Source organism: Spirosoma rhododendri (assembly GCF_012849055.1).
GTDB lineage: Bacteria > Bacteroidota > Bacteroidia > Cytophagales > Spirosomataceae > Spirosoma > Spirosoma rhododendri.
Genome location: NZ_CP051677.1, coordinates 50917 through 65550 on the forward strand (window position 1 = coordinate 50917; position 14634 = coordinate 65550).

The following is a 14634-nucleotide window of genomic DNA, read 5'->3' on the forward strand; positions in this document are numbered from 1 at the left end:
GAATGGAAGATTACGAAGTTATTACCCTGCCCAACGGGATTCGCATCGCGCACCGGCAGATACCTCATACACAAATTGCGCACTGCGGCATCATGCTCGATATCGGCAGCCGCGATGAACAGCCGCATCAGCAGGGACTGGCCCATTTTTGGGAGCATATGGCCTTCAAAGGTACGGAGAAACGAAAGTCATACCACATCATTACCCGTCTTGAAACGGTTGGCGGTGAGCTAAATGCATACACCACGAAGGAAAAAGTGTGCTTTCACGCGTCGGTATTGGGTGCTCACTTCGAAAAAGCCACCGAACTGCTGGCCGACATCACCTTCCACTCGGTCTTTCCTGAAAAGCAGATCGAGCGCGAACGCGGGGTGATTCTGGAAGAAATGGCGATGTATTACGACTCGCCGGAAGACGCTATTCAGGATGATTTCGACGAACTGGTTTTCCCGAACCACGCACTCGGCGGCAACATTCTGGGCACCACCGAAACGGTCGAGTCGTTTACCCGCGAAGACCTGCAACGGTTCATCGCCGAGAACTACGACACCAGCCGGATCGTGTTCGCGTCGGTGAGCAATATGCCGTTCAAGCAGGTGGTGAAGATCGTGGAGAAGTACCTGCGCGACGTACCCACGCAGCATACGAGCCGCAAACGGCAGCAGCCCACCAACTACGTACCGAAGCAGACGCGTATCGAACGGCCTATTACGCAGGCACAGTGCGCCATCGGCCGACCCGCCTACGGCCTCACCGACCCGCGCCGATTGCCGTTTTTCATGCTGGTCAACCTGCTTGGTGGCCCCGGCATGAACTCGCGGCTGAACCTGAACCTGCGCGAAAAGTACGGCCTCGTCTACTCCATCGACGCCAGCTACACGCCTTACCTCGACACGGGTTTTCTGGGTATTTACTTCGGCACCGACCCCAAGAAAGTCGACAAAGCGAACCGGCTGATTAGCCAGGAACTGCGTCGGCTTCGCGAGCAGCCGCTGACGACATTGCAACTGCATCAGACGAAGGAGCAACTGATCGGGCAACTGGCGATGGCCGAAGAAAGCAACAACAGTTTTATGCTGATGATGGCAAAAAGTCTGCTCGACATCGACCGGGTCGAAGCCCTCGCAGATATCAACGCCGACATCAACGCCATCACCGCCCCCCAACTCCAGGACCTCGCCCAGGAAGCCTTCCAGGAAGAACAGTTCAGCTCCCTGACGTTCGTGCCGGAAAAATAATGATTGAATGATGGAGTAATTGAATGATTGAATGGACCATCCGGCAGAACGTTATCGCGGTAGCCCATTCAATCATTCAATCATTCAATCACTCAACCTTGAATAGGTGCATCGGCAGCACGTAGGGGTCTAGTTCGACGTAGTTGTATTCGCCCTGCCAGGTGTAGTACGCGCCCGTCAGCAGGTCGTGAACGGTGTACGGCTGATCGGCGTAGATGCCTAGCTGCCAGATCGGTATCTGCACCGTTGCCGCCCGGCGGTTATACGCGTCGGTGTTCACCACGATCAGCAGTTTGTTATCGCCCGACGTTTTCAGATAGGCCATAATCGCGTCGTCGGAGACCTGGCAGAAGGTCAGGTTGTTGGTCGTTTGCAGGGCCGCGTTCTCGTGCCGAATCCGGTTGACCATACCGATCAGGTACGTCAGCTTATTCGTCTTTTCCCAGTCCCAGTACCGGATTTCGTACTTCTCCGAGTTGAGGTATTCCTCCTTATTCGGGAACGGTAGGTGTTCCATCAGCTCAAACGACGGGCCGTAAATACCGTAGTTGCTCGACAACGTGGCCGCCAGAAAATACCGGATCAGAAACTGCGGTTCGTGGCCCCCTTGCAGGCTGTACGGGTTGATGTCGTGAGTCGTCGGCCAGAAGTTCGGGCGGAAGTAATGCCGCATCTCCCCCTGCGTCAGTTCGGTCATGTACTCCTCCAGTTCGGCTTTGGTGTTACGCCAGGTGAAGTAGGTGTATGAATGCGCGAAACCGCCCTTCGCCAGCTCCTGCATCACCTTCGGCTTGGTAAACGCTTCGGCCAGAAACAGCATGTCGGGGAACTCCTTCTTTACCTCGGCGATAACCCATTCCCAGAACCCAAACGGCTTGGTGTGCGGATTATCGACCCGGACGATGCGGACGCCCCACTCGGCCCACACCAGCAGCACCCGCTTCAGTTCGTTCCACAGGTTCTGCCAGTCGTCGGTTTCAAAGTAAACCGGGTAAATATCCTGGTACTTCTTCGGCGGATTTTCGGCGTATTGAATCGTGCCGTCGGGCCGCTTTTTGAACCAGTCGGGGTGTTCCGTTGCCCACGGGTGGTCGGGCGAACACTGAATAGCCAGGTCCATCGCGACTTCCATGCCGTAGTTGGCGGCAATGGCAATCAGGTGTTTAAAGTCCTCAACCGTGCCCAGTTCGGCATGAATGGCGTCATGCCCGCCCTCCGCCGACCCGATGCCGTAGGGTACACCCGGATCGCCCGGCTGACAAACGACCGAGTTGTTTTTGCCCTTCCGGTGCGCCGTACCAATCGGGTGAATGGGCGGCAGATAGAGCACGTCGAAGCCCATTTCTGAAATGCGGGGCAGCAGCTTTTCCACGTCGCGGAACGTACCGTGGGTGCCCTCCTCCCGCGCGGCCGAGCGGGGAAACAGGCAGTACCACGTGCTGAACCCAGCCCGCGCCCGGTCGACGTCGACACCGAGTACGGTGTAGCGCGTGGGGTGCTGCCGTTCGGGGTATCGGTTGGCGTAGAACGTAACCTGATCGCTTTCAGCCACGGAAATTGCTTCGTCGTAAGCACCCTCGGCGGCACTCTCCGCCCCCGCCCGAAACAGCGCGGCCATCGCCCGCAAGGCCATCACATCAGCCGACTCCTCAACGGGTGCATCGGCTTTCTTTGCTTTCGCTTTGCCCTTTTTCGGGGCCGTTTCGGTGGTGCCGCCCGCCCGCTGTAGCATCCCGTCGACGTACTGCGCACCGGCCAGCAGTTCGCTGGTAACGCGCTGCCCGTCGGCAATTTTCAGGTGAATTTCGTGCTGCCACGACGCTATATGATCGACCCAGCCCTCAATCGTGTACCGATACGGCCCCTGCTTTTCCACGACAAACGACGCACCCCAGCGGTCGTTGACCAGCGAGGCCATGCTCATCTCAGTCCAGTTGGTGTCGTCGGCATGTTTGTACAGCAGCCGGGCCGCGAGGTAGTCGTGCCCATCGGCGAAGATGTCGGCCTCAACCGCGATCACGTCGCCGGGAATGGCTTTGATGGGAAAGCGTCCGCCGTCGAGTTCGGGCGATACATGTTCAATTACGACGCGGGATTGCCCCGTAGCCGGAAAAGTTGGGCTCTGTTGTGTATCAATCATAGGTTTGTAACACGGTGCATGCGTGGCAATGTTACAAAAAAGCCGCCGATTGGTTATCGCTGACCCGATCGATGGTTCCCCATTGATCCTGGCGATGCACCCTGATACTCTTCCAGGTTAGAGGGTTAGACGGGTGCTAGTCAGGTTTTACGTAACCGATACCCTCGGGAACGCTGCCGGTACCGGAAAAATTGGCTTCGTTGACTGTCGGTGCTATACCACCCGTTACGTCGAACGGTATTTTGCTGAGCAGGGCGCAGTGCGTGACTACATTGCGCTGGGTGCGGTTGTAAAAGCGGAAAGCGGGTTTGGTACCGCTGTCTATCGTACAGTTGCTATACAGCAGGGTCGCTCCGGTTATCGAGCCGGGCCGTACATCGACGAATACACCGCATTTACCGACGTTGCGGATCAAGTTATTCTGAACCGTCAATGGCCCCGGTGCCCTACGATGATCAGCCCGACACTCGGTGCGTTACTGATCTCGTTATCAGCGAAAAGACCCGAAACACCACCCCCAATTTGCACGCCATTGTCCTGATAGTTGGCGAACGGAGACAGCCCTGTCCGGTTAACCTGGTTGTGATAAACCTGGCTGTTGGCCGCGCAGGCATATTGAATCCCCTCGCATCCGGTCCGTTCGGTGCGGTTGTGGTGAATGCTCAGCCCCACTATTTCGTGGGGAAATACGGTAACACCCTGATTAGTAACGCCTTCATTCCAGAATGAGTTACCGATGTACAACCCTTCGCCCGCGTATCGTGTACGTAATTGTGGTGAATCAGGACGTTGTACATCGTGAAATTGCCCCGCCACGTGCTGGAGTCGCCAACGGCCGGGTCGGTCTTGGCCATGATGCCCGCGAAACCGGCCGTGTCGATCTCGACATGATGAACTTCGACGTCGGAACTTTTGCCGCCAATGGCCAGCGCACTGACGCCGACAGCCGGGGCCGAAATCCGAAAGCCGTACTCTGACTGGTGATCCCCCTGCCCGTTCAGGACGACGTAGCGTGAGGCCGCAAACGTGACGTTGCTCAGTTGAGCCACCGACGAGTTGACGCGGACCTGCCCGCCGTAGTTGAGAAAAACAACGGGCCGGGTGGGGCTACCCATAAAGTTTTTGAAGCGAAAATACGTGTACTCCCCCGCCTGTACGGCTACCGTGTCGCCCGGTGATATGCCCATCATTTTTCCGTCGTATACACCGGGTTTGGTAATGAGAATGCGGGGCACCGCAATCACCGGCGTGGGTGGCGGAGGGGCTTCGAGGGCTGTTCGACACATGGCTAACAGGCCAGCCGCAAACAGCACGAGTAGCTGTTTCATTTTTATGTAGCGAGGTTACGGTGGTATAGACTGCGGGGCCATCACGACCAGCCGCGTACAGCTTATCGGGCCTGGGCGGGAACCGACCCTCGACCCAGATACAAATGTAATCGCCTGGCCTCTTTGCGGATACGCCGGATAAGGGCTTTACCCAAACTACCAGACTCCATGAGCCGCCGGTCACTGGTCCATACCCGCGCCTGATCGGAACCGACGCGTTGAAGGCTACCACGTTCCATCAGGCAGTACGCCATCCAGCCATCTTCCGAGCGGCCGGTGCGTTTCCGATCCAGATCGTGCCGAAACCCGCCTATGGCTTGTGCGTCTGCCCGGCGGTAGGCGAAGTTAAAGCCCATCACATCGACAAATTCCCGATTACGCCGTTTTACACGCTTGAACGATTCGGCCAGCAGTTCGTGCAAACCCAGTTGAAACCGGCTGTTGCCCGGACTGGGGATGAATGAATAGGCTCCGTACGTACACGATACGGCGTGGTTGCTCAGCGGCTTGATCAGCGAATCGACCCAGCCCGGCGGGTACAGGCTGTCGGAGTCGGCACTAGCTACGTACTGCCCACGCGCCATGTCGAGTCCGGCCTGCCGGGCGTAGCTAATTCCCTGCTCAACGACAAACACGGATCGAACACCACACTGATCGAGCAGCCACTGCGTTTTATCGGTCGAATTGTTATTCACGACGATCAGCTCGGTGCGGTACTGCGTGACCTGATCGGCCATCGAGGAGAGCGTTTGCAGAATAGTCGCTTCTTCGTTGTAGGCCGGTATGACGATAGATACCTCCGGGTCGTCGATCAGAAATCGGCTCAGTTTCGCCCGTAGCGGGACAAATGAATCAGCGGCAGGAGACGTGCGCTCCGCCAGCGGCAGATGCGCATTGATCCAGTAGGGAACGGTTAGCAGATGCATACCTTGATTATAAAGTAAGGGAGTGTTGGTTGACAGTTTCCGGGGCGACGCGCAGCCATTGCTCGCTATCGGCATCGTATTGTTTGAGTAGTCGGGCGGGGTTTCCGGCCACCACGCTGTAGGCGGGCACGTCTTTGGTGACGACGCTGCCAGCCGCCACAACCGCGTGTTTACCGATCCGTACCCCGCCTGTAATAACCACGTTGGCCCCAATCCAGCACTCATCCTCGATAAGCACGGGGCGGCTCGTGGTGGGTTGCTGCCGAATGGGCTTGTGCACGTCGGTATAGACGTGATTCAGGCCCGACACGACGACGTGCTGCGCGATAATTACCTGATTGCCAATCGTGACCGGCCCGATCACCACGCTACCAATACCAACGCGGCTATAGTCGCCGACGCGCACCGGCCCGACGCCATTGTTGATAACGCAGTAGTCTTCGATGGTTGCCTGCGCCCCCAGCTGAAAAGGCTGGAACGGCAGTACGTCCATACGGGCAGAGCGGCAGATTCGGGCACCGCGCCCCCGCTGGTGTACCCAGGGATTGATCAGCCAGCTGACCCACCGGCGGGGGCGCGCCTGCCCGGCCGGAACCAGCAGGTAGTGGACCAGCTTTTTCAGCCCGGCATTCCCTTTTACATAGTCAGACAGGTTCATTGCGCAGCGTATCGACGAGTGTTGGTTGGTGGCTAATCAGTTCATGCTGTGCCTGCACGAGCAGCCCGACCGAGTGGGCCCACGTATGCTGCCGGGCAAACGCTATGCAGGCGTCGGGTGGGGCGGGTAAGTACCCATCGAGCAGGCCCCGAATATGTTCGACAAACTCAGTGCCATTGGCCGCCAGCCGTACGTAATCGGCAAACAGCGCCATAGTCTCCGTTTTGAGCGCCACTACGGGCTTACCCATCGCCAGATACTCATCGATCTTGCGGGGGTAGTTACCGATGGTCAGTTCGTTGAGTTGCTGTGGGTTGATGGCTACGTCGAGATGGGCCAGATACGCTGGCAGCTGGGCCATTGGTTTGGCCCCCAGAAAGTGCACGTTGGGCAGTTCATGCAGGGCACTTTGCCGAAAAGCATCATCCTCCGGGCCGATAAGCACCAGCTGCCAGTCGGGATGGGTATGCGCAGCCAGCACCAGCCAGTCGATCGTCAGCCGGGCTGCGTTCAGCGCTCCCAGGTAGCCAATACGCGGATGGGCGATTCGGGTAAGCTCGTCGGGTTCAGGGTGGCTTACGGCCGGGTCGAACTGGTGCAGATCGCACCCCTGCCCGATGTCGACAGTTCGTGGGTTGTGCTGCCGGGCCAGCCGGGCCAGGTACGCTGAATTGGCCGCTACGAACGTCGCTTTTCGCATCAGCGCCGGTTCCAGTCGCTGCCCGTGCCGCTGCCAGTACCCTATCGCCAGCAGGTTGTCGCGGGTGTAATAAATGAACTGGCGCGGTTTCAGCAGATCGGGCAAATAAAAGCTGCGCACCATGTCGCTGTCATTGAAGAGCACCACATCAGCAAACCCTAACTGCTTGACCGTCTGCTGAATACACTGAGCGACCCGACGGTTGTTCCAGTAGTTGAGCCGGTCGTACAACCAGCCGTCGGGTAGCCAGTTGAGCGGGCAGATTTGCAGCCTGGGCGTCAGCACCCAGCACGTTGCGCCGACGTGCATCAGCTCGTCGTCTGCCGGGTCTGCTGCCTGCGTACGCCGTAATGCCGTCAGCCAGTCATCGGGCGGATTTACGTACAGGACCCGGTGCGCTTTGGCAAGTTCCAGCGCAATATCCTTGCAATTTCCACCCAGCGGCAAATTCCACGGCTGAAGCCCAACGATTACGTAATCCATACCGACTTATCACATAAATGGTAATATAATTCATACTATAAGTATGCCAAATGAAATTTTGGTAAACAAATTGTAGCTGAAAGATTACCCTATAATTCAATAAGCTTATGTGGCTCCTCTCTCTCTTCAGTCGTTACCGGCCACTCATCGTTTTTCTATCTATCGCAGCGCTGGCGGCAGGCAGCGCGGAAGCACAGCGCTTTCCAACGGCATCGGCTGATCGACGAGTCACGGCAAAACCGCTGCCGCTGTCATCGGATACCGCCCTGCTCGATGTGAGTAAATCGCTGGCGGAGCAAATGGTCCCCTTCGAACGTATCTACCAGCTGGCACTCGAACATTCACCCGCCGTGCGCTTTGAAGACGCCATGGTCGACGGGAAAGTGGCCAACCTGCAAGTCACGAAAGTGCTGATTCTGCAAGGAGTAAGCCCGTTTTTCACCTACGCGTCTGGCAATCAGGCGTACATCAACACGGGTTCCGTCACCAGCGATTTCCTCCAGCTGGCCAACGGGCGTCGGTTCGGCATAAATGTTCAGTTATCGATGGCCGAAGTGGTGGGTCGTCGGTACCGGCTCAATCAGATGCGCTCCGAACTGAAAGCGGCCAACGCCCGGCGCGACATCATCAAAGTAGAACTACGCCGGGATTTGAACCGGTCTTACCAGGCAACCATGACCGCCCACCGCCTGCTTGGCATCCGCATTCGCGATGCACAGTCGGCCATGATCGCTTTTCGCATTGCGGAGGTCGAAATGCAGCAGGGCAAGATCTCGTCGGTCGCCTTCGCCAGTGTCAGCAACGTGCTGGCCATTGCCCAGTCCAACGTCGAGAAGGAACGGGGTGATTTTTTAACCTACCTGTACGACATGGTCGCCCTGACGGGTGTCGACCTGATGGCACTACTGGCTAACCGCTGAACAGACCGGATGAAACTACTACTGATCAGCCGTGTATTCCGCAAAAAATGGTTCTGGCTCCTGCTGTTTCCCATCACAACGGCGGGTACCGTCGTGTATCTGAGTCGGGATATGCAGCGCGAGTACGTGACCAACGCGACGATCTACACGGGTCTGGCATCGGGTTATTCAATCACCAGCAGCGAAGATTCCCGCGTCGATTACTACGCCATCAACAACGCGTTCGACAACCTGATTACGACCATCAAATCCAGCGAAACAATCGAAGACGTTGCGCTGCATCTGCTGGCCAGCCACCTGCAACTGACCAAACCCAACCCGTACATACTCGGCCCCAAAGGACTGGCTAAACTAAACGAGCTGATCGACGCGAAAAACCGGCAGTTGCTGGTAATCGCCGGGAACGAAGCCGCGACCTACGAACGGCTCAAACTGCTCGCCCACCGCCCCGAAAACAACCTGCTCAAAAAAATCCTGTACGACTCCAAGTCAAACTATGCCATTGAAGGCATCACCAGTCGGCTGACCGTTGCCCGCAAAAACACCAGTGATATGCTGGAACTGTCGTTCAAGGCCGACGATCCGGCGGTCTGCCAGCACACCCTGCGCGACCTGATCGATGTGTTTCGGGAACGGTACACGCAGATGAAGTCGTCGGAGACCGACAATGTCGTGCATTACTTCGAGAAGCAGGTTCATCAATCGTACAAGAGCCTACAGGGGGCCGAAAACACCCTGCGGGATTTTGGCGTCGATCACAAAATCATCAATTACGGCGAACAGTCGAAGTTTGTTGCGGAGTCGAAGGAAGACATGACGACCGACTACAACCGGGAAGTGATGCGGTTCCGCGCGGCTAAAGCAGCCATCAGTACCCTTGAGAAGCGGCTTTCCAACCGGATGACCGTCGTAACGACCAACGACGATATTCTGGCCCGGCGTACCGAACTAGGGAAGGTGCAGCTGCAACTGGCCAACGCCATGGCCACGGGTAAGCCACAGTCCGTAATTGAGCCGATTCAGAACACGTTTACCCGGCTGTCGGAGGAGTTGCGGCAGGTGGCCCACACGTACTACAACCTGAACAATTCGCAGGAAGGATTGCCCCAGAGCAACCTGCTCGACGACTGGCTGAACAAGCTGATCGAGTACGAAGAGTCGGGTGCCCGCATCACCGTCATGCAGAAACGACTGCGTGAATACGACGCCATCTACACGGAGTTTGCCCCGCTGGGGTCGACACTGAACCGGATGGAGCGCGAAGTTGGTGTTGCCGAGAAGGAATACCTGTCGGTGCTGCACGGGTTGAATCAGGCCCGGCTGCGGCAGAAGAATCTGCAAATGAGCGGCCCGCTGTCGGTGCTCGATCCCCCCAAGTTTCCCCTGTCGCCCGAACCATCTAAACGCGCGGTACTGGTTATCGCGGCATTCATAGCCGGGTTTGTGGTCATGTTCACGTTTTTCCTGGTCCGCGAACTTCTCAACGGCAGCATCCGCACCCCGGAGGAAGCCGAGAAGCGCGTTGGGCTACCCCTGGCGGCTGCCTTCCCGCTCATCAACAAAAAGACCACGAGCGGAACGCTATTGAGGCTGCGCCATGATATGCTGGAGCAGCTGCGTAGTGTGCTGATGATCGAAACGACAGCGGCCCGGTCAGGTACGGCCCGACCAGTCAATAATTACCACCTGATTATTCTGTTTAGCACCCGGCCAACCGACCGCCCCTCGTGGGTCGGTACGTTTCTGGCCGATTTGCTGACGCAGGCCGGTCACAGTGTCGCTTACCTCTACCCGCACGACACGGTCATGACCGACGCCCGCCCCGACCACGAAGAATGCTGGCGACCATATTACCCCGGTCCGCACTTTTCCGATACGCGCCACGTCGGCGAACTGGTCAGCGCAGCCGGTTTCAGCGGGTCCAGCCTGTCCTACGTGTTTCTGGAACTCCCGGCTCTGCGGGAAATGGCCATTCCGGCGGCCCTCGTCGCGCAGGCCAGCCTGTCGCTGCTGATCCTGGACGCAGCCAGTCAATGGGCACGGCTAGACAGCGAACTGGTCAATTTTTACCGCCGGGCCAGCCACAACAACGTGATGATGGTGGTCGATCAGGTCGAACCCGATCTGCTCGAACCCCTGACCGGCCCGATTGGCAGCAAAAACCGGAAGCGGCAGCCCAAACCCGAACCAACTCACCCTACCCAGACGCCAGCCGCATGACGATAAAAGCAATACAAACCGCCGGGCGGCAGTTCATTCGCACCAACGCGTTCGTGTCGCTGGCGGGCAACGGCCTGTCGGCCGTGCTGGGGCTGGCAACGCTGGCCCTGCTGGCAAGGCTATGCAATCAGGACGAGCTGGGTAACTGGCTGCTGTTCCTGACCGTCTACGCCCTGACCGACACCCTCAGGTCGGGCCTGCTGCTCAACGCGCTGATCCGCAACCTGGCCACCGAACAGGACCCACTGCAACTGCGCCGGTGGGCCGGAGCCGCCTGGCAACTGTCGTTTGGCCTGCTGGGTGGCCTGAGTGTGCTGCTGCTGGGCGGGGCGGCTGTGGGGTACTGGCTCGGCTACGGCCCCGACTGGCCACTCCGGGCAACCTGGCTGACGGTGCTGGGGCTAGTCTCGCTGCCGGTCAACATCAGCGGGTGGCTGTTGCAGGCCCGTGCCCGCTTCAAAGCCATGCAGCTCGTTCGCATCAGCGTACAGGTTCTGTTTCTGGGCAGTATCGGGCTGGGCTACTGGCTGCACCAACTCGACAGTACCTATCTGTTCACGGCCTACACGCTGACGCATCTGCTGGTGGGGGGCGTCGTGATCGTCAACGGATGGGCTCAGTTGGGAACGGTGCTGAGCGGCACGTCCGTCGAACGGCGGGTGCTGCTGGGGTTCGGCCGGTACAGCATGGGTACATTATTACTATCGAATTTACTTCGTAGCTCCGACCGGCTGCTGATTGGTTCGCTGATAGGGCCGGAAGCGGTAGTTATATACACCCTGCCGCAGCGGCTGATCGAACTGATCGAAATGCCGATTCGCAGTATTGTCATTACCGATATGCCCTTGCTGGCCCGGCAGTATGGGCAACGCCCCCTACCAGCGTGGGCCGCTTACTTCAATCAGCAGGCCGGGCGGCTGTGGCTGCTGGTACTGCCGCTGTCGGTGGGCGGCATCGTCGCGGCCGGGCCGCTGGTTCAGCTGCTGGGGGGCGGCAATTACGCCGATAGTGCCGCTATTCTGCGCTGCTTCATGGTGTACGCCCTGTTTTTACCGCTGGAACGGTACTCCGGCATCGGCCTCGATATCGTCGACAAACCGGCTCAGAACCTGCTGAAAGTGGGCTGTATGCTGCTTGTCAACCTGCTGGGCGATCTGCTGGCCATTCTGCTATTCCAATCCGTGCTGGGTGTGGCGGTGGCGTCGGTGGCTACGTTTCTGGCGGGCCTGCTGCTTGGCTTTCGCCTGCTTCAGGCGCACGCACCCGTGTCGATAAAAGGGGCGGTCGTCGCGGGAACCAAACAAGTTCGGGACCTCACCAAAAAGATGCAGCATGAGTGGGTTCACTAAACTACTGCCTCAACCGGCCTGGTCCGGCAACGTACTGGGGGGCTGGTCGCTATCAGCGCAGCCGCCGGGCTGGGCGTGGCGATCACCAAGGGCGGTGTTCCGGTAGCGGGTGCCCTGATCGCACTGCCCCCGGCCATTGCCTACGTGCTGCTTTGCATCATGCGGCCCGTGGTGGGGATGTGGACATACATCCATTGCAGCTTTTTCATCAACGGCCTGGGTCGTCTGCTCGAAACGGAAGCCCCTTTCGGACTGATGATCGACGGGCTGCTGCTACTGACCCTGCTCGGTATGTGGCTCTCAACCGACCGACCCGAAGCCCGCCCGCCGGGAACGGTCAACACGGCCGTATTTTACCTGGTGCTGGCCTGGTTTCTGTACACCCTGCTCGAATTGCTGAACCCCGAAACCCGCAGCCGCGAAGCCTGGTTTTACGCCGTTCGCGGGGTATCGCTCTATTGGATTCAGGTGGTCGTGATCGTGCTGCGGCTGATGAACGAACGCGCCCAGATCGACCGGTTCGTCCGGGTGTGGCTGGGCTGGTCAATCGTAGCGGCCCTGTGGGGATTTAAGCAGCAGTACGTCGGTCTGGTACACGGCGAAATTATGTGGCTGGAAAGCGGGGCTAAAAAGACCCACGTGCTGTTTGGTCACCTCCGCAGCTTTTCGTTCTATTCCGACGCCGGGCAGTTTGGCGCGGCCATGGCCCACGTCGCCCTGTTTGCCATCCTGAAAGCCCTCGAAGAACCGAAGCTGATCCGCAAGGCGATCTACGGCGGGCTGGCCCTGTTCTACTTCTGGGGGTTTGCCATCGCCGGTAGCCGGGGGCCGCTGTTTGTACTGGCGGTGGGCATCATCATGTACCTGTTTCTGAAGAAAAACGTCGTCATCCTGACCATCGGCATTGTCATTGGCGGGGGCGCGTTTGGCCTGTTGAAGTACACGACCGTCGGGCAGGGCAACTACCAGGTACAGCGGATCCGGTCGGCCCTCGACCCCAACGACCCGTCGCTTCAGGTACGGCTGGAAAATCAGCAGAAGCTGGGTGCTTACCTCAAAACCCGACCACTGGGCGGAGGTATCGGCTCCGGGGGCGACTGGGGGCGACGTTTCTCGCCCGGCACCTTTCTGGCGGAAACCGCCCTCGACAGCTGGTACGTAAAAATATGGGTCGAGTCGGGCGTGGTGGGACTGTCCCTGCATCTACTGACGCTGATAGGCATGGGCATCATCGGATTCATTCAGGTAGCCCGCCTTCGCGACCCGACCCTCAAATCGACCATGATCGGGTTGTACTGCGGCTTCGTGGGCGTGGCAGCCGCCAGTTATGGCAATCAGGTTTTTGGTCAGTCGCCATCCAATACCGTTCTGTACGTCAGCATCGCGCTGTTCGCTACCTGCTACCGATTCGACTCACCGCCGACTCCCGCAGATTCACCGGTTGGTCATCCCGTTTATACGCGCTAATTCTCCTCAACCATGTTTATTCTCAATCTACTTCTCGTCGTACTGCTGGGCTATACTGGCTTTGTAACGGTCTACCTGTTCATCTTCGCAGCGGCTGGTCGGCTGCGCTCCCGCCCCGCCCCGCTATCGCCCGACGCCACCCGCATCCGGCGGATGGCCGTACTGATTCCCGCCTATCGCGAAGACGGCGTCATTCTGGAATCGGCCCGGCAGGGTCTGGCCCAGACGTACCCCACCGACGCCTTCGACATCATCGTCATCGCCGACTCGTTGCAGCGTAGCACAGTCGACGCCCTGCGCCAGATACCGGTTCAGGTAGTGGAGGTGTCTTTTGACCAGTCGACAAAAGCCAAAGCCCTGAATGCAGCCCTACAGCAGCTTCCCGACCGCTACGACGTGGGAGTCGTGCTGGATGCCGACAATCTGATGGCTCCCGATGTGTTGCATCAGATCAATGCGGCCTTTGGTCAGGGCTGGTCTGTGGTACAGGGGCATCGGGTGGCTAAAAACACTAACACAAGTGTGGCCGTGCTGGATGCTATCAGCGAAGAAATCAACAACCACATTTTCCGGCAGGGCCACCGCGCGCTTGGCCTGTCGGCGGCTCTGATCGGATCGGGTATGGCCTTCGACTATTCGCTGCTGAAAGACCTGATGCCGTCGGTGCAGGCCGTGGGCGGCTTCGACAAGGAGATCGAGATGCGGCTGCTCAGTCGGGGCGTTCAGTTTGGGTACCTGCCCGACGCGCTGGTGTACGACGAGAAAGTGCAGAGTGAAGCCGTTTTCGAGCGGCAGCGCACCCGCTGGATCGCGGCTCAGATCAAGTACCTGAAACTGAATGCCGGGCCGGGTATAAAGGCTCTGTTTACCGGCAACATCGACTATGCCGATAAGGTATTCCAGACAGTGCTGCCCCCCCGAATTCTGCTGTTGGGCACGCTGGCAATGGGTGCGCTGGTCGGTGCGCTGTTCGGCAGTCCGATTTTGCTGGTCGGTGCGGGCGGACAACTGCTGCTACTACTGCTGACCTTCTATCTCTCGGCCCCGAGGGAACTGGCCCGAAAAATTGGCCCCGCCGAACTGCTCAAACTACCGCTACTGTTCGGCCGGTTCATCAAGTCGATCTACCGCATGAAAACGGCCCGCAACCAATTTCTGCATACGCCCCACGGTGCTGAACCCGTCAGCAAGCTGTAAAAAAAGGG

At 58.4% G+C, this 14634-nt stretch carries 12 protein-coding genes; 6 read left to right on the forward strand and 6 right to left on the reverse strand.

The genetic code is table 11. The features are described from left to right. Positions 1-2 precede the first annotated feature (2 nt). Positions 3-1238, forward strand: a complete 1236-nt coding sequence (locus tag HH216_RS00210; RefSeq protein ID WP_169548955.1) for a M16 family metallopeptidase — start codon at positions 3-5, stop codon at positions 1236-1238. Positions 1239-1326: 88 nt separating this feature from the next. Here HH216_RS00210 and HH216_RS00215 read toward each other — a convergent pair whose 3' ends face one another. The 6 genes from HH216_RS00215 to HH216_RS00240 all read right to left on the reverse strand — a co-directional run bounded on the left by HH216_RS00215 (position 1327) and on the right by HH216_RS00240 (position 7473). After that, positions 1327-3378 (reverse strand): alpha-1,4-glucan--maltose-1-phosphate maltosyltransferase, encoded by a 2052-nt coding sequence (locus tag HH216_RS00215; RefSeq protein ID WP_169548956.1) that lies wholly within the window; start codon positions 3376-3378, stop codon positions 1327-1329. A gap of 136 nt (positions 3379-3514) precedes the next feature. Beyond that, the gene (locus tag HH216_RS00220; RefSeq protein WP_169548957.1) at positions 3515-3793 is read right to left on the reverse strand and encodes a hypothetical protein; all 279 of its coding nucleotides are present in this window, start codon (positions 3791-3793) and stop codon (positions 3515-3517) included. 256 nt (positions 3794-4049) lie between these two features. Beyond that, positions 4050-4706 (reverse strand): right-handed parallel beta-helix repeat-containing protein, encoded by a 657-nt coding sequence (locus tag HH216_RS00225; protein WP_169548958.1) that lies wholly within the window; start codon positions 4704-4706, stop codon positions 4050-4052. A gap of 62 nt (positions 4707-4768) precedes the next feature. Further along, complete coding sequence (locus HH216_RS00230; protein ID WP_169548959.1) at positions 4769-5632, reverse strand: glycosyltransferase family 2 protein; 864 nt, start codon at positions 5630-5632, stop codon at positions 4769-4771. Between the two features lie 7 nt (positions 5633-5639). Then, positions 5640-6290 (reverse strand): acyltransferase, encoded by a 651-nt coding sequence (locus HH216_RS00235; protein ID WP_169548960.1) that lies wholly within the window; start codon positions 6288-6290, stop codon positions 5640-5642. After that, positions 6277-7473: a glycosyltransferase gene (locus HH216_RS00240; protein WP_169548961.1), complete on the reverse strand. Its 1197-nt coding sequence runs from the start codon at positions 7471-7473 to the stop codon at positions 6277-6279. The genes HH216_RS00235 and HH216_RS00240 overlap by 14 nt, the downstream gene beginning before the upstream one ends. A 107-nt stretch (positions 7474-7580) precedes the next feature. On the opposite strand from HH216_RS00240, the gene HH216_RS00245 reads away from it, so the two are divergent. The 5 genes from HH216_RS00245 to HH216_RS00265 all read left to right on the forward strand — a co-directional run bounded on the left by HH216_RS00245 (position 7581) and on the right by HH216_RS00265 (position 14626). Then, positions 7581-8393, forward strand: a complete 813-nt coding sequence (locus HH216_RS00245; RefSeq protein ID WP_169548962.1) for a TolC family protein — start codon at positions 7581-7583, stop codon at positions 8391-8393. 9 nt (positions 8394-8402) lie between these two features. Further along, the gene (locus HH216_RS00250; RefSeq protein WP_169548963.1) at positions 8403-10613 is read left to right on the forward strand and encodes a GumC family protein; all 2211 of its coding nucleotides are present in this window, start codon (positions 8403-8405) and stop codon (positions 10611-10613) included. Then, complete coding sequence (locus tag HH216_RS00255; RefSeq protein ID WP_169548964.1) at positions 10610-11962, forward strand: lipopolysaccharide biosynthesis protein; 1353 nt, start codon at positions 10610-10612, stop codon at positions 11960-11962. The genes HH216_RS00250 and HH216_RS00255 overlap by 4 nt, the downstream gene beginning before the upstream one ends. Positions 11963-12037: 75 nt before the next feature. Beyond that, positions 12038-13429: an O-antigen ligase family protein gene (locus tag HH216_RS00260; protein WP_169548965.1), complete on the forward strand. Its 1392-nt coding sequence runs from the start codon at positions 12038-12040 to the stop codon at positions 13427-13429. Positions 13430-13441: 12 nt separating this feature from the next. Continuing rightward, positions 13442-14626: a glycosyltransferase family 2 protein gene (locus HH216_RS00265; protein ID WP_169548966.1), complete on the forward strand. Its 1185-nt coding sequence runs from the start codon at positions 13442-13444 to the stop codon at positions 14624-14626. Positions 14627-14634 lie beyond the last annotated feature (8 nt).